This window comes from Candidatus Aquiluna sp. IMCC13023 (assembly GCF_000257665.1).
In the GTDB taxonomy this organism is placed as follows: Bacteria; Actinomycetota; Actinomycetes; order Actinomycetales; family Microbacteriaceae; genus Aquiluna.
On the sequence record NZ_AJKR01000003.1, the window covers coordinates 1 to 23,572 of the forward strand.

Below are 23,572 nucleotides of genomic sequence, written 5' to 3' on the forward strand. Positions count from 1 at the left end.
TGTATCTCTCTATGCGCAATGGATTGCGCTTCCTGCTCCAGCCCCAACACCATACAGCGGACCACTGCCAACCAACTACTCAGATAAAACACCTTCAACTGGAGATGAAGTAATAATCTCTGGACTAAGACTGAACCTAGTAACTTCCCTGACCATTGATGGCATTGATGTTCCAATATCTAATAAGTCTTTAGATAGCTTCACCATCGTGATCCCAGCAGGCATTACATCAGGACTAAAAGACCTAGTGATGACTGGACCAGCTGGAAAACTGAATGCTCAGGGAGCTTTGACTATTCAGCAGATAATTCCAGCAATCATCAATGAAGCTCTAGTGTCATCAAAGCTGAACGCTGGTTCATTCAATGGCTATGTTGCCGTCTATGCCAAGGGCCATAAGGGTAAAACTCTGTCCTGGAAGATTGCAGGAAAGTGGTTCAAGACAACTATTACTTCTGACTATCAGGTGTTCCAGAGAAGAACTGCAGCAGTCGGTTTAGATGTTAATGTCCACCTCTACATAAATAGTGAAAAGCAGACAACAAAGACAGTTAAAACTAGGTAGTTTGCTCAAGCAAAAGCTCAAGCAATTTGGCTGACACAAGTGAAACACTTCATGGAATTTTTGAACACAGCATCGCCCACCAAGAAGGCCTGTGAAGGTAGGGGCCTTGTTCTATCGGAGGCCTTTTCGCCCCTAATTCATGGCCAATTACCCCAGTTTCACCCTAGTGACATAGGAATCGATTCCTCGGAGCTTGGGCGTCTTACTTGTTCTGTGATCTTGTGCGCAATGGGAGTTCATGCTTGGCCGAAGTCTCTCCGGATCATGGCCTCGGCTCCCGGGCTCCGGTAGCTAATCATCTTCTTCGCCCCGCACATGTCAGGATTTCGATTCTGCTTGGTGTTTTTAAGAAGTCCAAGTTAGAGCCTTAAAACGACCTATCAATGCGGTTCACCCCACTAAAACGCCGCCCCCAAAAACGGGTGAGCTATCTTCAGGAGATTAGTTATCTATTGGGAGATTTAATGAGATTTTTGCCAGCTCGAGATGCACAAAACCATTCCAGCAAGTGGTCTTCCGCGTTTTCTGAAACAAACTACTTGACGACTAAGTCCGTGCGCTCTCGTCTCATTCAAAATCCTCTCTTCAAGAAGAAGCCTCGACACGCGGCGGTCAGCACGAGGTTTCCCAGGAAGCTTAGCTTGGCCGTTTCGCTGTCAATGGTTGCAGCAGCCCTGGCCGTCCCTCCTGCTTGGGCGACAACAGAATCGATTTACTGCACCACAGGCTTGTTCACTGTCACAACTACAACTGCTGACGGGATCACTACCGTTGAAGTTACCGGAAACACCTCCTGCGCCGGGGAGGCAGTAATCCCCAACACTGTCACTTCAATTGGCTACCAAGCGTTCCAGGGAGCCACCTCACTAGCCTCAATAACCATCCCAGCCACGGTCACCTCAATCGGCGACTTTGCCTTCTACAACGCCACCGCTCTAACCTCGGTGACCTTTGAGGCCGGCAGCAACCTCGAAACAATCGGCAACCATGCGTTTCGCGCCACCACCTCACTAGCCTCAATAATCATCCCAGCCAGTGTCAATGACATCGGCGCAAATTCATTCAACGGCAGCTCAATATCGTCTTTTGACATTCCCAGCGGCGTCGTCAGGATACGGGCATATGCTTTCGCAAATACCCCTAACCTGACCTCCGTCACCATTCCAAATACTGTCATCCATCTTGACCAGGCAGCATTCCAAAACTCTGGCCTGACCTCGGTAACCATCCCCAAGAGTGTCACTGTTATCGGCGTGGCTGCGTTTCAAGAAGCCAGTGATCTAGTGTCCGTATCCTTTGAAGAAGACAGCGAACTGACGCAATTTAACGACCAGGCTTTCTTCAAAGCCCATTCACTCGTCTCCATAGACATCCCAAACGGGGTAGCAAGGCTAGGTAACCATGTTTTCCACCAGGCATATGCACTTCAATCAGTAACTTTCCCCAGTAGCATCAGCTATATCGGTGCGGCTGTCTTCAGCGAAAACACCTCAATGACCTCATTTAGTTTCCCAGATGACAGTCCGATAACGGATATTAAGAATCATACTTTCATCGGGGCCACTGCACTGGAATCCATAGTCATTCACAGCGGTGTCACAAGCATTGGTAGCCACTTCGCCAGCGGAGCCACCTCGCTGGCCTCAGTAACCTTCAAGGGCAATGCGCCAAGTGTCGGTACTGATGCCTTTTCGAATGTTGCAACCGGTGCTTTGGCAAACGTTGGGTCTTCCGCCACTGGCTATGGCTCCGCGGGTGATACCTGGAACGGTCTGACTATCGCCCTAACACATAGCGTAACCTTCGATGCAAACGGCGGTGCGGAGCGATGACTGGCCAGGTGGCATCTAGCACAGCCCTAACAACGAATACCTTCACTCGCGATGGCTTCAATTTTGCCGGATGGAACAGTGCGGCCGACGGTTCTGGAACAGGTTACGCAGCCGGAGCTAGCTACGAGTTCACAAGCGATGAAACTCTCTATGCGCAATGGACGGCGATTCCTGCCCCTGCCCCTGCCCCTGCCCCTGCTCCTGCTCCTGCTCCTGCTCCTGCTCCACTGGAAACTGCCGCTCCAACGCCAACGGCACCTATCGAGACAGTGCAAGCAACTGCCGGTTCGGTGGAGGGGAGTAATGAGACCCTAGAGGTTGCCTCCAATGAGGAGGGTGGCTCCGTGGTGGTGAAGGGTGAGGGTTGGCAACTAGCAGTGGCTTCGAAGCAGAAAACCGGCGAAGCTCTGCCAGCGAACAAAGATCGGCGTCTCATTGTTCAGCCAGAAACTCGAGTGGAACTTGCTGCTGAGGGGCTGATGCCTGAATCCGCAGTTGCCTTCTGGGTATTTTCGGAACCAACCTTTGCTGGAGAGGTTCAAACTGACAGCAATGGAAAGTTTGAAGCGAACATGGAGATGCCAGATAGCCTTGCTCCGGGTGATCACACTTTGCAGGTGCTGTCAAGGGATTCCAAGGGCCGAGTAATTACCCTGAATTTCCCTATTGTCGTTGCTGAAAAAGTGGTTCAAAAGGTCAACGCTCTATCTTTCAAGGGCTTCGTTGCCCTCTTCGCCAAAGGCTATGAGGGGCAAAGACTTAGCGCCAAGGTCGGTAAGGACTGGGTGGTTGTTCCAAGCATCGCAGCTGCCGGCAGCAATCTCTTCCGTCGCCTTGAGTCCGTAGGGTCCGGTGTGGACTGCTCGGTGCGTATATACATAGATTACGCACTAATTGACACCATCAACCTGACAACTAAGTAGTCCAGCAGAAACCATATGGCGAACCGTGGGTGGGTCGGCCTGGGATTAGTCACCTGTGGCCTGATCACAAGAATCGAGACTTTGCTCTGGCAAAATATCAAGCATCCGCGCCTAATTAGGTCGATAGCTTTGGGGCATGAGGATGCCGGCAGTCGCGGCTGCGCTCAGGAGTACACCATCTCTCAGAGGTCCAAATCTGACTCGTGACGAGAAGGTCAGGAGTCTGCTTCTCATGTATGGGGTCAAAAGGGGTTCCGGGCAGAGTCAGAAACGGGTTTTAAATGTGGTAAACCCCACTAATCTCTGCGCGCAAAATACATGTCTGTAAGCTAACTAATGATCAGCATTTCCGGAGCTCTTGATTTTCCATAGAAGACTCCAGGCCAACGGGGCCGGGGAAAAAGCTAGCCTTGAGAGGCCCAAACCCATGACAACCTTCAAGCGAAGAGTTCTCATTGTTGAAGATGATAATTTCATGGGTTCACTGATTGCCAGCGCTTTGGCAAATGCCGGGTTCGACACCATGATCGCAACCTCCGCAGTTCATGCGAAGCGCTCAATCCCGGCCTTTGACCCTGATGTAGTCACAGTTGACATAGACCTTGGCGAAGGTCCAAACGGAATTGATTTTGTTCGCATGATGGCGCTGACTCATCCTGGAATAAAGCTTGTGATTCTAAGCACCCTGGCTGACGCTAAAAGTGCTGGACTCGGGGTCTTGGACGTCCCAGGAGGCGTGACTTACTTGAGAAAGTCACTTCTTCATGATGTATCGGAATTCACCTCAGCGATCGAGTCGGTTATTGGAGACAAGAACCCGGAGATTCGCCAAGACACCCAGGCAGCCGAATCCTTAGAGGCTCTTAGTAAGGTCCAGCGCGAAATACTTCACATGCTGTCCATGGGTCTATCAAATCGCGAAATTGCCAACCGTCGGGAGGTCAGCCTCTCAAACATCGAACAGCGTTTGACTGAGATCTACAAGGCTTTGGGAATAACAAAACGCCAATCAGCTGTGCCAAGGGTGGAAGCCACTCTCAAGTATCTGTCCATTACTGGTTTGGCTAAGCGCTGATGGGCACCGCGTGAACAACACCCTAAAGAGAATTGGCAGCGCGGATGCGATTAATTGGTTTTCCATTTTGTCTCTCTTTTTTGCGAGTTTGCCAGGAGTGCTAGTTGCAGCCAATAGTTCTAACTCGGATCGCCTAGCAGATGTATTTTTGGCAAGAAGCATTTCATTTATTCCCATAATCGCGCTGCTCGGGATGGTAAAAAAGCTTTTGGGATCACTTGGTGGCGGCAGGCCCAAGCCGACATTGGTGATACTGGCATTTGTTGTTAGCCCCCTTGTTGGCCATGGTGTGTTTGAGTCTCTCCTTTTGATTCAGAACCTATCCGAGCCATCATTTCCTTGGCTTCGACTATCGCTGCGCGTTGCGGTCTCCTTTGCAATCCTGTTTCTCGCTGGGCTGCTAGTCGCTACTGCCAGAGAGCTCAGCCGCCAAAACTATCAAATGAAAGAGGCCGCGGAAGGCTTGCTAGCAATTCGAACCCAGGCTGCCGAAAGAATTGCATTTCGCAAATCGCAATTACTCGAGGAGGTATTTGCTGAGGTTAAGCTTCGGCTGACATCGCAGAACTCTCCCCGGGCGACGACAGAATCACTTAAGCAACTGCTTAGCGAAGTTATCCGACCCTTGAGTTATCGACTCGCCCGGGAATCTCCTGGGAACAATGTCAGCACCAATTTGCTCGCAGGCCGCCGCGATCAATGGTCGGAGCTCTTTAGGGCGACCTTGGGTGGCAACCCTATCCACCCACTCAAGGTAGCCTTTCTCGCACTCGTTATCATGGGCTCGTATTCGCTAGTTTCTGGAGACTCTCGCGTGGCTTCGAATTTCTTCGCGGCATATGCAGGCTGGGTAATTGCCTCTTGTGTCTTTAGGCTGTTATGGGCAAAACTTCCGGCCCAAGTAGCGACGGGTGGAAGGGCAGTTTTATTTGTTTTGGGCATCGCTGCAGTCACATTAGTGTCGATAGCGCTCGTGCTCTATCCGAGTGGATCGGTGCCTGCACCTCTGTTCGCTGCATGGCTAATTCTGAATATTTTCATTTTTCTCGCTGTGGGCTTGGTTCATTGTGCCATTGTGACTCTCAGGGAAACATCGTCCTCTCTGGCTGAAACACTTGACGAACTTAGGCGTGAGGTGATCTCTCTAAACAATGGCTTGCGAGTAATGCAAAAATCGATGGCAAGGGTTCTTCACGGCACAGTGCAGCAGGAAATAACCTTGGCAATCAAACGGCTGCAAGAATCGAGTAATCTCGAAGAGGGGCGTCGGGTCGCGCGAGAGAGCCAAGGGCGAATCAGTAAGTCCCTCACGCAACTTACGCAGCCGGGTATCGACACCGTCAATCTCTCAAATTCACTCAGGGCTTTCGCGGAACTCTGGGAGGGGTCGGTCGCCATAGTGCTAAATCTAGGTAAGAGCGATTTAAAAATCATTGGAAATCGACCCAGTCTTTCGCTTGTTCTTGACGAGCTCGCTAAGGAGGGTTGTCGGAATGCAATCGTGCATGGGTCGCCGGCGAAAATTGTCATAACTGTCTCGGTTGATTTAGACAATCGCCTAGTCGAAATAGTGATCGAGAATGACGGTAAAGCCCTTGAGCCTGGCGTTGAGAACGGCCTTGGATCTCAGATTTTCGATGATTTGACAATGCGCTGGTCGAGAACTCAAGTAGGTCCGCTCGTGCGACTAGAGGCTAAGGTCCCGCTCTAAAGCATCTTCTGCTTAGAGCGCCTGTCACAAGCAGCCACAGTCCATTACAAGTTGCGCAGCTCACACCTAGAAACCCCAAGAAATGGGCTGACAACGCATTGTTTTCAGGGGCCTGAATCTACCTCTTAGGCAGAAGGCCTACGAACTACATGTTCCCCCAGATGTTCCCCCACTAAAGCACTATCCGCTGATGTTCGCCTGTGTTCGCTGATGTTCGCATCCCTGAACTAGCTCTATTTCCGAACAGCCACGAACACTCACGAACAACCTGCACTTAACTGGGGGACAAGGGGTCGCGGGTTCAAATCCCGCCAGCCCGACGGGGTCTGAGGCATATTGGGGGCAATCACCCCCTAAATAACCCCCTGAGTTAATTGGGGTAGGGTTACCTTAACTTAAATGATGGGAACCCCATGAGAACTAGGTCCTTGAGACTGACTTACATCTCTGCACTAGCTGCTGGGCTTCTATTGCTTACCTCATGCGCGACTGTTAGCGATGAGCCCGCTGCAGACTTAGCTCTTCCTTCGCCAACTGCGGAGGAAATGGCTGCCATTGAGGAAGAAGTCTCTTCCAAGCCCGGGTTTGCAGAGGTGCTCGACTGTCCAAAATCTCCGATCCCAGAAAGCCAACTGAGCCTGGTTAACTTTTCGGATTATCCAGACGATGAAATCGTAAATTGCTTTAATTTTGCGGCGAATAAAATTGCCGAGATGCAAACTGACGTAATGATGATTATGTACCCAGTGGGGCCATTTCTTTCCGGTGAGGTGAAGAATAATGATACCGATTACCGGGGTCCTGGTTTTGAGCCGGTACTGACAGCGGACCAAAGGGACTCGATGGCCAGCTCGCTGGAGAGCTATTTAGAACCTGCTTGCGGCGGGGAATTTGCGACATACCAGGCTCGCCAAGTATCACGCTTTGCCGAACTGGGCGGAGGGCAGCAGGTGGCTGGTGGTGGTGGTGGTTCGGATGAGTGTGCGAAGAAGCGATGGATGATTTTGAGCATTGATCCCGACAGAGCAGGCCCTTCCAAAGAGCTAGTTACCACTTTTTTTCACGAGGTGTTCCACACAGTTCAAGCCAGTCCCGGACCCAGCTGTAATTATTCCGGCGCACCAGAAGATGATCAGTTTTGGATTCATGAGGCTGGTGCATCGTTCTTCGGACTGGAGATGGCGGCTGAACTTGCGGACTTGGATTCCGACGTGGTGTGGGATGACCACATGAGCTTTGTTTCCAATTTGCTGGGGAACCAAGAAATTAGCTCTAAGTTTGAGGACCCCGGCATCGCCGAAAAGGGCTCTATAGCGTTGCGGTTGCTCGCTGAGCGAGGGCAGCTAGCAACCTCCGAGGTAATGGACGGGTCTTTGTATCAGAACTGCGGAGGACAACCAGAGGCCTTTAGTCCGCAAAACATTCAGGTTGCGAAAGATTATTGGTTCGATTACTCAGAAGTCAGTGAGGGTGTTTTTAGGTTTTCCGAAACCGCACTTGCTCAGTAGCATCCGCGGCCCTGACTGGTCGAGGCCCCTCAAGTTAGGTGAGTGCTTCTAGTTGCTTCTCCGGAGACAGCTTGAGGAAAACATCAAATTCCTCATAAAAGGCGTCTATGTCTCTTCCGAAGACATCCGCGAACGCTTTGTAGAAACCATCAGTTTTATTGGCCTCGTAGAAGTCAAAAAAGATCGCCTCATCCGAAGTTATATCGGCCAAGAACGCCATGGCCAGGTAACCCATTCCATACTGAAGAAACCCAATGCACAATTCGCTCTGACAGTAACTCTTAGTTCTGGCGGTGGCAGCTTCCGTCTCGATGTCCATCAGGCGCAAGCTCGGCCAAGTTTCCAAGCCACGTTGCACATCACCAATGAATTCACGTGTCATGTCCAGTCGAATGTTCGGATCCCACCCTTCCTGTTGAGTTAGAAAGACAGCAAAATACTCTGCCGCTCCCTCCTCAAACCATCGAGGCATTGGAAAGCCTCCCTCGTAATGCGGCCTGTAGATCTGCTGGGATCCTTGGTAAACATGAAAATATTCGTGAGCAGTCACCTTTTGCAGGCCGATTAGCTCCTCGGGATGCTTCAGGGAACAAAATTCGTTTTGCTCGTTGGCGCAAGGGTTGTTTACGAAATAGAAAACTGGATCGTCTAAGTACCAGGCGGCTCCGGCGAATGCGTTGCCACCGGGATAGATTGCTGACATTTCTCGCATTGATTCGCCTTGATCTTGCGCACACTGTTCGAAACTGATGTCGGGGTTGCCCCAAGAGCAGAAGTCTTTGATCATCGGCTCAACCACTTCGGGGTCATTGCCGACTGTATAAAACTTGAGTGGACCGTAATTTCCTAAGTAATCTGTGGCAGCCTGCAAGGACTCCGAGGTCGCATCAAGAATGTCCTGCGGAACATCGGGTGTGGCCAGCATCTGTATGGGACTGGTCTGGGTCCGGTCCCAACCGACGGATTGGAGCCTTTTCGCATTCTCCTTGGCTGTTTCAGACACCGGGCCCATGAACCTCTCAGGGGTTAGATGCTCTATCCCGAAAAAATCCAGTTCGTAGACGCATTCTTCAAATGGTAAGCGAGCCAATCGGTTTTCCTCGGTTAGGAGTAGCGGGTAATTGTCCATACATTCCTGGCTAGCTTCCATCGACCAAGAAAAACAAGTGTCCGCATCAGATGGGCACATCTCGTATGGCAAACTCGCCGCACTCTCAGTAGAAAATTCAGCGTTTAGGTCCTCATTCGAACTTTCCTCGTTCACGTCCTCATTCGATCTACCCTGACTCACGGTTGCGCAGGAAGTAAGAAACAGAGCCCCAGCAACCAGCAATGAGATTGCAGTAAATACTGGTCGTTTAGTCGGCAATGATGTCCATTCGTAGGAGATAAGGTAACCATACTCCTTTGGGAAGAACCGGCCTGTGTCTCTCCGCCTGCCAGGACTGCGCAATTAATTGCCAACCTGAGCCAGTGGGCATCGCCACGCCGTCGCATTCAGCGTTTACAACTCTGTCTCTGGAATTTTTGACATGGGCCGAGGTGATGCCCTCGAAATACGAGTCCTACTAGCGATGCATGCCAGTAACGGCAGTAACATCTTCACGCGGGCGTGAAGATGTTCCCCCAGATGTTCCCCCACTAGAGCACTATTCGCTGATGTTCGCAGTCCCGAATTGGCGCGATTTCCTAATAGCCACGAACACTCACGAACAACCTGCACTTACCTGGGGGAGAGGGGGTCGCGGGTTCAAATCCCGCCAGCCCGAAGGTATTTTGAGCGGGTTGCTGTAAATGTCCCCACACTTCAGCACCAACGGCTGATCTGAGATGGCATGCGTGAATTGTGAGTTCTGGAAAAGCGGTACCCTAGAGAAATAATGGGGAAATTGGGTCGCAAATGAGAACAGCCATCAGCTTGACTATTGCCGCAACGCTTATTTTTGTCGCTGGCTGCAGCGCCGCGGAGCCGATCACCGAGGATGGTGAAGTGCAGGCTTCCGTCGAGGGGGAAGAGGCGCAGTCCGATATTTCAGATGCTGAGGTAGCGGAAGTATGCGACCCTGCCGCCGCACACCCAAAGGGTGCTTTTGAATTTGCCACTCAATTAGATGACAGCCTGCCTGAGGCATGGCGGCTTGAGTTTGGAGTGATCATGGACAACCTTCAAGAGGTTGCCCCAATTTCTTCGTGCCTTCATGACTTCAAAGACGTAGAAACCAATGAGTACTCAGTGAAGTCGCCCATGAGCATCTATGCCTGGAGTAATGCTGTTGACAACCCTTGGCCCGAGGAGAGACCGGGTATGGAGGGAACCAGTATTTCCGGTGACGGAACGAATACCTGGATGATTTTGGAAATATATCAAGATGAGTTTGAATACGACGACCTGCACAGGTTCTCCGTCATTGCTCATGAGTATTGGCATGTGTATCAAAGGGGCGCCTGGATGGCGGATTCTCCGCCTGTAGGCGACTCTTGGCCGGTTTGGATGTGGGAAGGCGGCGCGCAAGTCGTCGAGGAGCTCTATGTTTCGGAGCACTATGACAGGAGCAACTTCGACAGCAACTTGTTTCCCGTTATAGCCACCGGACTAAGTAACCCGTCAGATTTTGAGCTTTACGACCGTGATGGTGGTGCTGCTGGCGGAGAGCTTGATCTCAATACATCCGCATTCATGGTGCTGGCTTTCGCGAAGGAGCTACAAAAGACCCAGGGGATCTCTGAGGCTCAAGCCTTTAGGCTTATTTTGTCGGCTCCCGCCAAGCCCAATTCGGCAACACCATTCTTAGACGTTTTTGGGATGACTTCTGAGGATTTTTACACCTCGCTGAATCAGTATCCAGCAGTCGAGAGTGGCGAGAACTGGTTTGAAGGTGACGTTGTTGATGCCTCGGATGTCATGCCGAGCAGGGGCTTGACTTTAGCTGAGATTCTCGAACCGCCCGAGTAAAGGTTCGGCTAGGCCCTCTACTTGACTGGAGCCCCGTATTGGTTTTCCTCTGCGGTCGAGTCCAAGACGGAGAATACAAATAGGACCACTCCTCCAGCAAAGGGGATAAGTCCTATCAATGCCCACCATCCACTCTTGCCAGTGTCGTGAAGTCGACGAACAAGTACCGCGAGGGCTGGGAGGATGGTGGCAAGAATCCAGACTAGGCCAACTATGCCGCCGCCGCCGTTTGCGATAAACCGATCAACGTCGCCATTCATAAGCGCCAGATCGATAGCTGCTGCGGCAAGATTAGTGATAATCAGAAATAGCTGAATGAACCAATACTCTGAGCGGCGTGAGCGGCCCTTGAACATGGCATATCGTGACCAAAAAGATCTAACTGCTTGACTAAAGACCATGGTGACCTCTTTCGTATTTCTGTAGTTTCAACTTATCTCAATAACCGGAGAAGTGACGATCAGCTTCCCATGCCATGAAGCTCGTCCTAGTCCACTCGAGTTGTGCTGATGTGGGAACGCTGCTCGAGGGTTCGGTGCACGGGGCACTTATCGGCGATAGCCACGAGTGAGGCGATTTGCTCCTCGGTTAGATCACCACGCAATCGAATGTCACGCTGGAAGTGGTCGATTTTTGCCTCCGAGTTCTCACAGCTTTCACATCCGATGGCATGTCGTTTATCGTGGCGAACGCTGACTGAGACGTGATCGAGGGGTATCTTCTTGCGCCTGGCGTAGAGGCGAATCGTCATTGCGGTGCAAGCGCCAAGTCCAGCAGCCAGAAACTGGTAGGGAGTTGGCCCGCTATTAGTCCCACCAACATCTTCTGGCTCGTCGGCCTTCATTTGGTGCACACCTGCGACCAAGACATCCTGAGCAAAGCCATCCGGGGACACCTCTGAGACCAAGACGTCACCGTCAGGTGATGATTCATCGCTGCCGGAGGGGGCACTAGGAAGGTAGCGACTAGCCCAGGCGGACGTCGGAATTGCTATCGGCGCAGGCACCGATGTTGCAATTGCTTCGGCAGGTGTAATCCTCGCAAGTTCTGATCCAAGATCAGTTTTGTCTGTAATAACTCTTTCTAAGAAGTCCTACCAAAAAATGAAACAGAATCTCTGGTGGGCAGCCGGCTACAACCTAATTTCAGTGCCACTAGCGGCCGGCGTTCTTGCACCGGTGGGTTTCATCCTGCCGATGTCAGTCGGTGCGATCTTGATGTCGCTTTCAACGCTTCTAGTTGCCCTAAACGCTCAATTGCTTAGAAGGCTCGACATATCCCCCAGCTCTACATAGATGGTGAAAAACAGCTAACGAAGAAAATCACGACTAGATAGCTAGCGAAAGCAAGCAAGTCGTCGATCAGTCTGGGGGACAAGGGGCCGCGGGTTCAAATCCCGCCAGCCCGAGGGATGTGAAGCGTATTGGGGGCTTCCCCCTAAGTGAAGTGAAGTGAAGTGAAGTGAAGTGAAGTGAAGTGAAGTGAAGTGAAGTGAAGTGAAGTAGGGGGATGTTTCCTGGACTTTGTAGCGATTGACTTTGAAACAGTCAATGAGGATCGTGGCCTAGCCTGCTTGGGTAGCTATTGCCAAGCTGGGAAGGTAGGAGTAGGTTCGAACTATTCGACATTTCGCATCAAGGCCTTTTACGGAACCCATGGATGACCGAAGACATGAAGAGTTAGCTAACGCTTACGCCCAGGCAGCGCTGGATTATTCAACGGCGTGCGAAGCTTTTGAAATCGCAACAAAATCCCACAGAGCATCCGTGCTGGCCTATTTTTCAGCCATGGGGCTCAGAAGCGATGTCCACTTCGACCTACCGCTGAGCGAGCCCGCCCAGGACTTGCCAAAGTTCGAAATCTAAACCCTTCAGGCAATAAGGGGTGATGAATGGTCTCGTTGGTTCACGGCATGAGATCTGGGCCTGAGCTCAGAATGATGCGAACAATGACCCTGGTAGTGACAGATCGCCCTCTGACGATCGCAGAATGGGCCAAATACGACAGGCAGTCCAAGAATCTTGAGCAACTGTATTCAACCGGCACAAAAGGCCTTGCCCAATCGACCACCGGGGGGCTCGAAAAGAGCCGCCTGGGTGGTTGAGAACTGATGGCAATTCTAAGTCCTTGGTTGCTACCGCAGGTGGCAACTTAATCTACAAATAGATCGATTGACTGCGGGCATTACCAATTGGCGTAAGGTTCAAAACGGGGGCACAATCAGCGGATGCTCGGCGAAGCAAAAATAGCGCTAATTCCAAACGCCGACGCCACTTCGCGTCCCCCTATGGGCAACCGGCCCATATTTCTCCGATGCCCTTGGGCTGAGCTTGATTACCAATTGGAGCAGAGCTAGTTCAAAGAAGGCTAAAGGTAAAATCGTATGGTTTGCTTGACTACTATTTGTATGCCTGTTAGGTTCCCTTAACAAGTAGTGCCTTCATAGGGAGGGCCGTGGTGAAGGGTAAACGATGACTAATTACAAGTTTGGAACCGGCCGCAAGATTGCTGCAATCGTTTCTGCAATGTTGCTGGCAACCGCCTTTGCGACTCCGGCACAATCCGCGGGTGTCAAGTATTCGGTCTATCAGAAGACCCTTGCGACCTTCAGTGAAACTGCTACTACATTAACCAGTCAGCAGCGGGCCCAAGTGAAGGCTGCAGTGGATGCGAATCCAACTGCGGAAAAATTCATCTGCACCGGCATCAGGTATTACTCGCAGCCGATGAGCATAAACATCATGGTTCGCAAGCGCGCTAAAGCGGCCTGCGAATATGCAAAACAGCTAAATCCGGAGCTGTCAACTTGGTTCCAGAACAAGCCAACGCAGGCTAAAAGCTATGCAGGAAAGGTCCTGTTGACACTGAAGAAGCCTTTGGTCACTTCCTACACCGGTATTAGTTACGCCGATGGAATCACAAGTGCCGAGGTGGTTGGTTGGGTTGAAGCTGCGATCGCAGAAATGAAGAAACCACCGAGCACCTACATGGGCATGATTTGGCCGATTGGCACGGCGTTGGATGACGAACCAGACCCTGGCGTATTCGGCGGAGACCCATTTTCCGAATACAGCGATGTTTTGAGTGCTTCGGAAATCACCGAAGCGTCCAACTACTTCAGGACCTGGCAGACTTCGGCCGCCGCCAAGGGCTGCGATCAATCTGCTGCTGAGCTGAGCGAGGGCGCAGATCGAGTCGAACGATGGATCAGGGGAGCTGCCAACGTTGCAACTGCACCGGATTCTTGTTTCGATGCGAGGGCCTCGACGGTGGCTTGGACTGCCGAGCAGTCCAAGTACGATGCAAAGACCACCTTCTTCCACGAGTCCTATCACGGAATGTCTAACTATCTCTTACGACAATGTTCGCCAATCCTCCGGATAGAAGAGGACCAGATGAACCACGTCCGCTGGTTCTCCGAGGGAACTGCCGATTACTTCGGGCACTACATGGCCGCCAAGGATGAAGGCAGGACGGATCACAAGCAACGGCTCTTGGCTAGATTGGCCACCTCATTGGCTACCGAGCCAAACATGACACTTGACTCAAACACCTATCCTCAGGCTGCTGCAATGATTCTGATGATGGAGCGGGGTTTGATAACTGAAGAGAAGCTCGTCGATGGTTCTTACTTCAATGACTGCAACTGGATCAGCACCTTCGATCCTGCAAACGAGGACATGAAATACATCTTTGATAACTTCTCGAACATTGAATCTTCGGGTGGCGTTTACTCCTACACAGAACAAGCAATTAATGGCTGACCTGCGTGCGGAGGCATCGTCATGCCTCCGCACGCAGCGCCTGCAACGTTCTGTTCGGAATCCTTGATGTTCGCCGACGTGCCGGCGACTTTGAGGCTGCCAAGCTTTATGCCATCGCACTCAAGGGCTTTAGGCGGTTCTGAGATTATAGTTCAGAACAAGAATTAAGTGATAACTTAGCTATACACATGTTGCTAGAAATGCATGCCGGCAACTGCAAGAAAGGCGCACTCGAATGAGCACAGAAAACCTTCAGACTATGATCTCAAGACGAACCAGTAAGCGCCTCTTGGGCATCGGGTTCGCATTAGCTGTAACCCTAAGCGGCCTTACCGCCTGCTCATCGGCCTCGACCGAAATAGCCCCTTCACCTGCCAGCACCCCCAGCCAGGTTGCGGAAGAGGCTGAGCAAGAGGTTACCGAGAGCGCTGAACCAATCATTGAACGTGAGCCAACGCGAGTGGCAATGAGCTTTGCTGACGGCATCACGTCTGAGGAAGTCCTCGAATGGATCGATGCCGCCACCGGTCAGATGCTAAATCCACCAACTGACTTCATGGGACTGGTCTGGCCGATAGGTATGGCTTTGGATGAAGAGCCAGACCCACAGGTATTTGATGGTGATCCATTCATGGAGCACAGTGACGTCCTCGGGGACGACGAGCTTGACGAGGTTGCCGCGTACTTTAGAAATTGGCAGGCGGGACTTGAAGGCTGCGACCCAGAGGACGCCAGAGGTTTTGACGAAGGGGCAGCGCGAGTTGAGCGTTGGATCAAGGGTGGAGCGAACGTCGCAACAGCGCCGGACCCTTGTTTTGAATCCAGATCCGCAATCGTTGCGTGGTCGGCGGATCAAGACAAGCAGACCGCGAAACAGGTCTTTTTCCACGAGTCATATCACGGACTTTCTAACTACCTGCTCAGGCAATGCAGCCCAGTACTGGGCAGGCAAGAGGACAGCATGAACGACCTACGTTGGTTTGCAGAGGGAACCGCTGATTACTTTGGTGTCTACATGGCAGCCAAGGACGATGGCCGAGACGACTATGTTCAGACGATGCTCCAGCGCGCATATCTGGACCTTCGTGGAGACCCAGGAATGCCGCTTGAGGCAAACACGTATGTTCAAGCTGCGGCCATGATTCTGATGATTGAGCGCGGGATGATCACCGAGGAGCAGATTCTAAATGGGAGCTACTTCAACAGTTGTGATTGGATAAACACTTTTGACCCTGATGCCCCGGGCATGGATTACATTTTCGAGAACTTCAACAAGATCGAGGTTTCCGGCGGAAGCTATTCATATTCAGAAGCAACCATCGCGGGATAAACGCCGCGGCTGGTTCCTCTAGTTCCCGGGCCAGTAAGAGTGAGATAATTTCTCTCAAAGAAAGAAGCAGCAATGACTAAAAGCCTCACCAGGATCGGCATAGTAGAAGACAACGACCTGCTGCGCCTGTCTCTTGGAACTTCGCTTGGTCAAGAGAACATCGAGATAGTGTTTTCCGTTTCAACTGCACTGGAAGCTTTGGAGCTGATTGAAACCGCCAAGATTGATGTGCTAATTGCTGATCTTCATCTAGGAGAGACAATCAATGGCATTGATGTTTCGCTTCTCTGGCAGAAGGCTCATCCGGATTTGGGGGTTGTTTACCTGACCAGCTACGAGGATCCACGGCTAATCAGTGGCGGTAAGTCGCCTGTGATGGCAGACAATTCCGTGTATGTCACCAAGTCTTCGATATCCAAGATTGATCAGTTGATGCAGGCAATCAACTCATCTCTCGAGAAAAAGGGCGCACCTCAAAACACACGCACTGGTCCACTGGCAAAGCTCACCGATGTGCAGATGGAGACTCTCTCGCTGCTGGCCCTTGGTCACTCAAATAAGGAAATAGCCAGAATTCGCGGCATCAATGAGGAGTCCGTCGCCATCTCCCTGAATAGAATTTCAAAGGCCCTTGGCCTTCCGGCTCAAATGGACAGAAATCAACGAGTTCACTTAGCGCGGGTTGTTCTAAGGGGACAAGGCAAGTGAGATGCAGGCCCTAAAAAACACTTTTAGAGCTATTGGTGGCCCGTGGCTCCTGGACCGTCTCCAGTCGGTACTGGTTGGAATTCCAGTAGTCCTAATTGTTAGCTTGGCCTGGTCCGGAGCAGCTACTTGGGATCAGTATTTAGTTACCTTGTTGAGCAACATACTTATTTTTGGCCTTGTTCTATTAACTTCGGAGCTTGCACGGCGCACAATCTTCGCTTCAATTCGTGAGCGACCCGCCAACCCTTTCCTGGTCTTAGCGTTCGGTGCCGGATTGGGTGCGGTTGTCTATCTGCTGGAATGGTTTTTGGAAAGCTCGCTAGCTGACCTTGCTGCCCTGCCAAGCTTGGGGCGGTTGGCAGTTTTCACGGCTGCCGGGGCAATCTTGATTCCAGCAGCTTCGCTGCTGGAAAGACTCAGAAGACGCTCCAGAGTCCGTCGCAGAATCAATCTTGAACGAGTCACCGCACCTATTGACCAGGCAAAATTGAGCGCTAACTTGGCGCTGGTATTCGATGATCTATCTGCAAATGTGTCTGCAAAGTTCCGCCAACTACGTCGGGATGTGGGGCTTACCAGTCGAGACTCGCTGGAACGAGTGATCATGGACTGCATTAAACCGCTCTCCAAGTCGCTGGCCCATCTCAGTGGTCCCACAGCCCGCTACTTCCTTATCAGGGGAACCACTGCCGAGGCGCTGGCGCTAAGGCCATTTGGCACGCCCATTCCAGCGGCGTTTGTATACGCGGCAGGGTTCTGGCTGGTTAATGTGGTCTTCGGCAGAGGTGGAAGCGCAGTGATCCCTGCGCTAAGTAGCTTCTTTCTGCTGACAATAACTATATTTTTTGCCCAGTTAGCTTGGTCGAAATTCGCTCTTGGCAGAGGTCTCTTGGCGATTCTTGTCTTCGCCTCAATAATGTCGATCCCGATCACCTCAGTGAATCAGTTCTATCTTTCGGGTTCCATCCAACTTGAGGGCGTTGTGGCCGGGTTGCTGCTGAATTTCGTTGTTGTTAGCTCCTTGCTGGTGACGGCGGCCCTAATTTCATTTCGTCCCGAGCTCCAAGTTGGGGAGTACAAGAACGTACTCCAGAACGGCAAGAACGGGTCTCTGAATCAGGCTTTCAGTGCGATGATCTACCGGAGGCTGTCCCAGAAGCTACACGGGGCAGTTCAGTCCGATGTGCTTGCACTCCAACTCTCAATAGATGCAGCTCAGACGATTGATTCGGTGGAGCTTGAGGACGAGGTAATCACAATAATCGAGAAGGCACGAGATGAGTTTCTGGCCGACGCTGAACGACCTTTATCCAATCGTGTGACGGCGCTTATTGACCAATGGGCTTTCCTTGCTGAAGTGGTTGTGACTAACAGCTGTCAGGACCTATCCCCACTTCAGGAAAGCATCTGCTTCATGCTAATTCAGGAGGCGGTGACCAACTCAGTTCGTCACGGGTCCGCCACAAGCATCGAGGTAAAGCTGAGCAGCGAAAAATCGGGAGTATTCAATCTAAGCGTTGTCGACAACGGCACTGGGCCACTTGCAAAAAGCTCGAAACTGGGTTCCGGACTCAGTGTGCTGAGAGCGCTCACGGAGGATGAGTTCTCCTTGAGCTTCAATGAGGGCGGCGGCGCCAAATTGACAGCAACCATATATTCTTAGCCTGCACCAGGGCTCAACTTTTCCAAAGTCGACTTAGCACCAAATCACCTCTACCTGCGGCCGTCGTTGAGACCGATTTCTTCCGGGGGAGCGAGGGAGTGATCCAGTTTTGGCTGCGAAGCCTCAATGGTTTCCAAAAGTCAACGCCCGCTCGCTGTTTATGCGAAGAGCCATCAGAGGCGGGCTCTTTCTTTGGTAACTGAAGGAAAGCGATTTAGTGCAACCGTCATTTTCATTACCAGTGTTCCCGAGAAGACCGTGTCAGTTGGTTTAGTGCACTGGTGGCCTCTACCTAGCCAAGCCTGGTACCGGCCACTAATCTACTCAAGCAAAAAATTTCGCAACAATTGACGCTTCCCTGACTCTTATTTTGTCTAGTAATGTCTGGTCCTTTACTAGTAATGTCTGGTCCTTTACTCGCAATGTTCGTTCATTTATTGGTGCATTTGAGTCAATGAGTGCATACTCAAGAGCATGTTGCAAACAACGGAAGTTACCGACCAGCATCCGTCAAGGGCTGGGATGACATTTGATGTTGATAGATCTGTGATAATGCACGAAGCGGCTTCGCTTTTTTTATCCTCTAAGACAGCCTCAGAACTTTGTAGAGGATTCGTCATGCACCCGATATTGGGCGAGCATGTAATCGGATCCGAAATTCTGTTGCTGACTCAAAATGCAACAATAAAAACGCTGGCCTTCTTCGGCAGGCCTTTCTCCAGCCAGGGAGAACTAGTTTCTCTATGGGACCATCAGCTCATTCCCGAGGCTTTCAGAGCTAACACAGTAACTAAGGGCAGTTTCAAGCCGGAAAACGGTGAGGAGGTATTTGTCTACTGCTACCCGTTTTCGACCCTAACTCAAACCCTTGGCGTGATCGTCCTTCTAAAATCTGAAGAATATGAAGTTGAGCTCTTAAAAGAGGACCAAATAACTCTTGCTCTTGTGGGGGCCCTGTGGCTCGAAAGCGTAGGTGCCGGGAACATCGAGGATCGTCACGGTACCGGATCGGGTAATCCGGCAGACTTGAGTGAACGCCAACTATCGATTCTTCAGCAGATGTCCGAAGGCATGACAAATGCGCAAATCGCATCGGTGCAAATGCTTTCTCAATCAACAATCCGCCAAGAAACTATGAGGATTTTCACGAGTCTGTCAGTGTCCGGAAGGAGCGAGGCCGCTAAGCGTGCACTGCATCTGGGTTTAGTCAGTAAATCGCAAACTACGCTCTAAATCAAGTAGAACAACATTCCCTAGAAATTCATAGAATTTGAGCGAAAGCGCTATGTTTTCTGTTGAATTCGTCGCATTTGGTTCATAACCGCCTAAGCACCGACAAGTGAGTTCGTTCAGCGCAGTGCGCATGGCGGCGGCCCTTGCGGGCAAGTCAAGCATGTGGCGCATCTTCTTCTATGTCTTAGTTGTAGCGGACCTTGGCGAACACTGTTTTCTAGTCTGGGAGACAAGGGGTCGTGTGTTTAGATCTCGTCAACGGACTGATAGTCCTCGCCGCCGGGGATGACGACACCCAGAAAAGCAGAAGTTGTCTGTGATTTATCCTTTGACCGGCGGTTTCGTAACTGAATTCCGCTCGTTGACCAGGCGCACTTTAACAATGTCTGAACTTTACGGTCCTTCCTCTCACGCATCCCCCCTAAATGGAGGACAGTTCCCTAACCTTCTTTAGCGAGTACGTTTTGGGACCCATCGGGATCCGACTAATCACTTCTTGCGGTCGACGTAGAGGAACCTTTTGAGGGTATTGAGCACAAGGTCCAACGCTCTAAACGCCGTTTTGTCTGCAGCGCTGCTGTTTCTTAGTGCGTTAGTGCCGGCGACCATCTCTCAAGAGGCCGAAGCCGCTACTCCTACCACCTCTGGCATTGAGCTCGGGGCCGCTTCATCCTTCGTTGTGCTGGCCGGAACAGGCATCACACATTTAGGCACATTTGATGGCCTGAATTATAGGTCCGTTGCACGTGGTTCTAATGGTGCAGATTTTGGGAGCAGCCCAAACGCAGGCTTCACTGGATCCGAGACAGTGAGCACCATCGGAACAAAGTACGTTGGAGTCGATGCATCCGGCGCGGAAGCCCAAACTGCTATGACCAACGCAAAAACTTCTCTAGAGAGCGCCTATGACGAAGCCTTCGGGCGAACTAGTGATACTGTTCTGCCCACCAAGGAGATCGGCGGCCAAACGCTGACGTCCGGAGTCTATAACCGTGGTGATATGCAGATTTCTGGCACTTTAACCCTTGACGCCGCGATGGAACCAGACGCGGTCTTTATATTTAAGTCCGCGTCCACTCTTGTTACTATGCAGAACAGCAAAATAATTCTCATAAATGGCGCCCAGGCTTGCAACGTTTTTTGGCAGGTTGGTTCCTCAGCGACCCTGGGAGGAGACTCAGATTTCAGTGGGAGTATCCTTGCCCACACTTCGATCACCGCTGAAAACGGCGCAGACATCAACGGGCAGTTACTGGCTAAATATGGCGCGGTGACTCTTATCAACAACACGTTTGTAAATGACTCTTGCGTCGTGACTTCTGTGTCCTCCTCTCCAGAGGATGTGCCTGTCATTAGAGGCCAAGCTAAAACGACAGTCAGTTGGTCAGCGCCTAGTGCGACCGGAGGAAGTTCGATAACTGGCTACACCGCTCGCGCCTATGAGGAGGAAACTGGTGGAACCGCAGTTGCTTCTTGTTCAACTACAAACTTGACGTGTGAAATTACTGGACTGTCCAATGGAACTACTTATTACGTTGGCGTTACGGCTGCCAATGGAATGGGCGAGTCTGTCGAATCTAGCCCACGGGTAAGCGTTGTCCCTGCGGCCGCTCCTGGTGCACCCACTATTTCTTCTGTAACAGTGGGCAACCAGAGTCTTTCCGCGGCATTTAGTGCCGGAAGTGCTGATAGTAATTCGCCAATCACTGGTTATCAGTACTCACTTGACGACGGCAGTAATTGGCTCGATTCTTCGGCTACATCGAGCCCTCTGCTGATAACCGGCCTCACCAATGGGACTAGTTATGATCTAAAAATTCGAGCTCAAAGCGATATTGGAGTCGGAGACCCATCAGACACTTTTTCTAAAACCCCGATCGCGAAGCCCGAGGACGTTGATTCGAGCACCATAAGCTATGTTGCGAGTGGGAGCTCAGCGCAGGTTAGATGGACCGCCCCAAATGCCAACGGCGCCGAGCTTATTAGTACAGTCGCGACGGCCTTCAGCTCGGAATTTGGCGGCACGTCGATAGGCACCTGTTCGGCAATTACGACAGCCACCACTTGTGAAATTTTGGGGCTCAACAATGGCACGACCTATTACGTGTCTCTCATGGCGCGAAACAGTGTAGGTAACTCAGACCCATCCGATCCCAGGGTGTTGCTGCAACCAGGTTCTGCCTCCACCACGACTATGACGATGTCCACCAGCTCGGCACAGGCAGGCACCTCTGTTTCCTTATCCGCAACAGTGACGGACGGTGCAACTGGAACTGTCAACTTCACCACCGATAGCGTTTCAATTTCGGGCTGCGATGCTGTCGCCGTTTCAAGTAATCAAGCCGTGTGCACCACAACCGCTTTGGCAGCCAAGACGCATGCCATCCAGGCCAACTACTCTGGTGATGTCAATTATGGATCTTCGGCCACCATTAGCCAAAGTCTCGTGATTCTTTCAGTTTTCACAATCACTTATAACGCCAATGGTGGAAGCGGTGGAATCGCCAGTGCGACCTTTACAACTGGAGGCACTGAGCTCGTGCTGCCGACTTTAACGAAGACTTCACACTCGCTCGATGGCTGGTATGGCTCTAGCTCTCTGGCAACCAAGATTGGTAATGCCGGGGACGACTACGCTCCTTCGAGCTCTAGAACTCTCTACGCAAAGTGGGTGGAAGCTTCAGCTTATGCAACGGGAGACAACACCAAAATTGGATCCATCACAACCCAAGATGACGTTGGCAACTCCACCTACTTTGCGAATGCTGGAACTCAGATTCAGGTAACTTACCCGCCTGACGCTTTACCTGACGAAACAGTCCTCGATATCTACCTCTTGTCTGACAGCGATCGTGCAAATTCTCTTGTCCCTGGCGACAAATCGTTTGTGCTGAATCTCGCCGTTGATTGGTTGGCCGCTGACGGAACGGTCCCTAACACTGTAGAGAGAATGCCCATTACGGTAATGGTGACTAACCCCGCTATCAAAAAGGGATCCAGGGTCTATTCGCTTTTGGGCGAGACTGTCACAGACCTCGGGGTTGCTTTAGTGGACGGCTCAGCCACAGTTCTAATCACCGAGGTATCTGAAATTGTGGTCGTATTGACAAATCCAGATGCTCCAACCGGCGTGAGTGCAACGACAACAACCAATTCAGCAACAATCACATTTACTGCACCAGTTGGAAACGGCGGGGCGTCAGTAACGACTTATGTAGCAACCGCATCGACCGGCGAAAGCTGCTCATCATCTGGCACTAGTTGCACCATCACTGGGCTTAGCTCATCTACTGGCTACACCTTTACGGTGAGGGCAATAAACTCCATCGGGACATCTATCGCCTCATTGGCGAGCTCATCTGTTTCGACTGCCGAGTCTGCCAGTAGCAGTAGCAGTAGCAGTAGCAGTAGCAGCGGCGGCAGCGGCGGCGGAGGCGGAGGCGGCGGAGGCGGCGGAGGCGGTGCGCCGGTTGCCGACCCGGAGGAGAAGGAGCTTGACGATCTCGATCCAGAGAAGGAGCTTGACGATCTCGATCCAGATAAAGAACTCGAAGAAGAGACTGGAAGAGAGTTTAAGCCGATTGCTCCCTCAAAGCCTGTGAAAGAAACAGGCGTGATTGCAACCGAAGGCGGCAATGGTGCACAGCTGGTGGTCGAGAGAAGCGAGACCGATGAAAAGATGGTTATCAAGGGCACTGGCTGGGAGCTTAACATTGGCGCGGCCAAAAAAGATGGCACGCTAAAGCCTCTTGCTTCCGACTACGCGATCTCGGCTATGGACGGAGAAAAGGTCGTCCTTAGCGGGTTGGGTATGGCACCTAATACCTGGGTAGATCTGTATGTCTTCTCGGACCCAGTTTTCGTTGGCACCGTAGAAACAGATGCTCAGGGGGGTTTCGACGCCGATTTCGATATTCCATCAGGACTCAGTATTGGCGCACACACACTCGTTCTTGGGACAAAGAATCAGGCAGGCGAAGAGGTTACCGTGACCATGGGGCTTTTAGTTTTAGCTTCAGTCGTTTCTAGCGAGAAGGTAAACGCCGGTTCATTCCTCGGTTACGTTGCTGTATACGCACTCGGACACAAGGGGTCAACAATCTCTTGGAAGATAGCGGGTGAGTGGTTCAAGACCAAAGTTACCTCGCGATACCAAGTGTTCCAGCGAAAGACTCTTGACGTAGGAGTCGACGTAAAAGTCGACATCTATATCACGGCCGCTGGTAGAGATCCGGTCAGGAAGCTATCAAGGCAAGTTAGAACCAGGTAGTTTCTGCATAAGTAAGTAAAACATAACCACCACATGG

18 protein-coding genes and 1 pseudogene are annotated in these 23,572 nt (G+C 51.5%); 16 read left to right on the forward strand and 3 right to left on the reverse strand.

Annotated features, from left to right (window positions below; all coding sequences use genetic code 11):
- The 6 genes from IMCC13023_RS03755 to IMCC13023_RS03780 all read left to right on the forward strand — a co-directional run.
- The coding region (locus tag IMCC13023_RS03755; protein WP_040325118.1) for a hypothetical protein at positions 1–565 on the forward strand (565 nt) is incomplete at its 5' end.
- Between the two features lie 641 nt (positions 566–1,206).
- On the forward strand, positions 1,207–2,397 hold the full coding sequence (locus IMCC13023_RS07020) for a leucine-rich repeat domain-containing protein (protein WP_157775970.1): 1,191 nt from the start codon (positions 1,207–1,209) through the stop codon (positions 2,395–2,397).
- An 8-nt stretch (positions 2,398–2,405) separates the two neighbouring features.
- Positions 2,406–3,320 (forward strand): InlB B-repeat-containing protein, encoded by a 915-nt coding sequence (locus IMCC13023_RS07375; protein ID WP_202797979.1) that lies wholly within the window; start codon positions 2,406–2,408, stop codon positions 3,318–3,320.
- A gap of 427 nt (positions 3,321–3,747) precedes the next feature.
- The gene (locus tag IMCC13023_RS07025) at positions 3,748–4,395 is read left to right on the forward strand and encodes a response regulator (protein ID WP_007541433.1); all 648 of its coding nucleotides are present in this window, start codon (positions 3,748–3,750) and stop codon (positions 4,393–4,395) included.
- Positions 4,396–4,405: 10 nt separating this feature from the next.
- On the forward strand, positions 4,406–6,106 hold the full coding sequence (locus IMCC13023_RS03775; RefSeq protein WP_007541435.1) for an ATP-binding protein: 1,701 nt from the start codon (positions 4,406–4,408) through the stop codon (positions 6,104–6,106).
- Between the two features lie 413 nt (positions 6,107–6,519).
- A complete protein-coding gene (locus IMCC13023_RS03780) occupies positions 6,520–7,614 on the forward strand; it encodes a hypothetical protein (protein ID WP_007541438.1) in 1,095 nt (364 codons plus the stop codon).
- A gap of 34 nt (positions 7,615–7,648) precedes the next feature.
- Here IMCC13023_RS03780 and IMCC13023_RS03785 read toward each other — a convergent pair whose 3' ends face one another.
- On the reverse strand, positions 7,649–8,983 hold the full coding sequence (locus IMCC13023_RS03785; protein ID WP_040325122.1) for a hypothetical protein: 1,335 nt from the start codon (positions 8,981–8,983) through the stop codon (positions 7,649–7,651).
- A gap of 531 nt (positions 8,984–9,514) precedes the next feature.
- Here IMCC13023_RS03785 and IMCC13023_RS03790 point away from each other — a divergent pair.
- Positions 9,515–10,567, forward strand: a complete 1,053-nt coding sequence (locus tag IMCC13023_RS03790; RefSeq protein WP_007541441.1) for a hypothetical protein — start codon at positions 9,515–9,517, stop codon at positions 10,565–10,567.
- 17 nt (positions 10,568–10,584) lie between these two features.
- On the opposite strand, the gene IMCC13023_RS03795 is transcribed toward IMCC13023_RS03790, so the two are convergent.
- The gene (locus tag IMCC13023_RS03795; RefSeq protein ID WP_007541444.1) at positions 10,585–10,923 is read right to left on the reverse strand and encodes a DUF805 domain-containing protein; all 339 of its coding nucleotides are present in this window, start codon (positions 10,921–10,923) and stop codon (positions 10,585–10,587) included.
- A 131-nt stretch (positions 10,924–11,054) separates the two neighbouring features.
- Positions 11,055–11,411: an OsmC family protein gene (locus IMCC13023_RS03800; RefSeq protein ID WP_100207071.1), complete on the reverse strand. Its 357-nt coding sequence runs from the start codon at positions 11,409–11,411 to the stop codon at positions 11,055–11,057.
- Between the two features lie 121 nt (positions 11,412–11,532).
- Here IMCC13023_RS03800 and IMCC13023_RS07210 point away from each other — a divergent pair.
- From IMCC13023_RS07210 to IMCC13023_RS07035, 9 genes and pseudogenes are all read left to right on the forward strand, one after another.
- A pseudogene (locus IMCC13023_RS07210) lies at positions 11,533–11,862 on the forward strand (heavy metal translocating P-type ATPase); the annotation flags it as partial.
- A gap of 360 nt (positions 11,863–12,222) precedes the next feature.
- The gene (locus tag IMCC13023_RS03810) at positions 12,223–12,432 is read left to right on the forward strand and encodes a hypothetical protein (RefSeq protein ID WP_007541451.1); all 210 of its coding nucleotides are present in this window, start codon (positions 12,223–12,225) and stop codon (positions 12,430–12,432) included.
- Between the two features lie 26 nt (positions 12,433–12,458).
- On the forward strand, positions 12,459–12,671 hold the full coding sequence (locus IMCC13023_RS03815; protein ID WP_007541453.1) for a hypothetical protein: 213 nt from the start codon (positions 12,459–12,461) through the stop codon (positions 12,669–12,671).
- Between the two features lie 367 nt (positions 12,672–13,038).
- Positions 13,039–14,331 (forward strand): hypothetical protein, encoded by a 1,293-nt coding sequence (locus IMCC13023_RS03820; protein ID WP_007541456.1) that lies wholly within the window; start codon positions 13,039–13,041, stop codon positions 14,329–14,331.
- Positions 14,332–14,566: 235 nt separating this feature from the next.
- Positions 14,567–15,661: a hypothetical protein gene (locus IMCC13023_RS03825; protein WP_040325126.1), complete on the forward strand. Its 1,095-nt coding sequence runs from the start codon at positions 14,567–14,569 to the stop codon at positions 15,659–15,661.
- A 72-nt stretch (positions 15,662–15,733) separates the two neighbouring features.
- A complete protein-coding gene (locus IMCC13023_RS03830; RefSeq protein ID WP_007541461.1) occupies positions 15,734–16,369 on the forward strand; it encodes a response regulator transcription factor in 636 nt (211 codons plus the stop codon).
- Between the two features lies 1 nt (position 16,370).
- Positions 16,371–18,032: a sensor histidine kinase gene (locus IMCC13023_RS03835; protein ID WP_007541462.1), complete on the forward strand. Its 1,662-nt coding sequence runs from the start codon at positions 16,371–16,373 to the stop codon at positions 18,030–18,032.
- A 474-nt stretch (positions 18,033–18,506) separates the two neighbouring features.
- Positions 18,507–19,265, forward strand: coding sequence for a LuxR C-terminal-related transcriptional regulator (locus IMCC13023_RS07030; RefSeq protein ID WP_007541464.1), 759 nt, complete (start codon positions 18,507–18,509; stop codon positions 19,263–19,265).
- Positions 19,266–19,794: 529 nt separating this feature from the next.
- Entirely contained in the window at positions 19,795–23,535 is a 3,741-nt protein-coding gene (locus IMCC13023_RS07035; RefSeq protein ID WP_162097428.1) for an ice-binding family protein, read from the forward strand.
- The last annotated feature ends 37 nt before the right edge of the window (positions 23,536–23,572 follow it).

Bases quoted from the DNA above. Each gene is read 5' to 3' on its own strand.
- IMCC13023_RS07025 (WP_007541433.1), top strand. From the start codon at position 3,748: ATGACAACCTTCAAGCGAAGAGTTCTCATTGTTGAAGATGATAATTTC.
- IMCC13023_RS03780 (WP_007541438.1), top strand. From the start codon at position 6,520: ATGAGAACTAGGTCCTTGAGACTGACTTACATCTCTGCACTAGCTGCT.
- IMCC13023_RS03790 (WP_007541441.1), top strand. From the start codon at position 9,515: ATGAGAACAGCCATCAGCTTGACTATTGCCGCAACGCTTATTTTTGTC.
- IMCC13023_RS03795 (WP_007541444.1), bottom strand. From the start codon at position 10,923: ATGTTCAAGGGCCGCTCACGCCGCTCAGAGTATTGGTTCATTCAGCTA.
- IMCC13023_RS03800 (WP_100207071.1), bottom strand. From the start codon at position 11,411: ATGAAGGCCGACGAGCCAGAAGATGTTGGTGGGACTAATAGCGGGCCA.
- IMCC13023_RS03810 (WP_007541451.1), top strand. From the start codon at position 12,223: ATGGATGACCGAAGACATGAAGAGTTAGCTAACGCTTACGCCCAGGCA.
- IMCC13023_RS03815 (WP_007541453.1), top strand. From the start codon at position 12,459: ATGGTCTCGTTGGTTCACGGCATGAGATCTGGGCCTGAGCTCAGAATG.
- IMCC13023_RS03820 (WP_007541456.1), top strand. From the start codon at position 13,039: ATGACTAATTACAAGTTTGGAACCGGCCGCAAGATTGCTGCAATCGTT.
- IMCC13023_RS03825 (WP_040325126.1), top strand. From the start codon at position 14,567: ATGAGCACAGAAAACCTTCAGACTATGATCTCAAGACGAACCAGTAAG.
- IMCC13023_RS03830 (WP_007541461.1), top strand. From the start codon at position 15,734: ATGACTAAAAGCCTCACCAGGATCGGCATAGTAGAAGACAACGACCTG.
- IMCC13023_RS03835 (WP_007541462.1), top strand. From the start codon at position 16,371: ATGCAGGCCCTAAAAAACACTTTTAGAGCTATTGGTGGCCCGTGGCTC.
- IMCC13023_RS07030 (WP_007541464.1), top strand. From the start codon at position 18,507: ATGTTGCAAACAACGGAAGTTACCGACCAGCATCCGTCAAGGGCTGGG.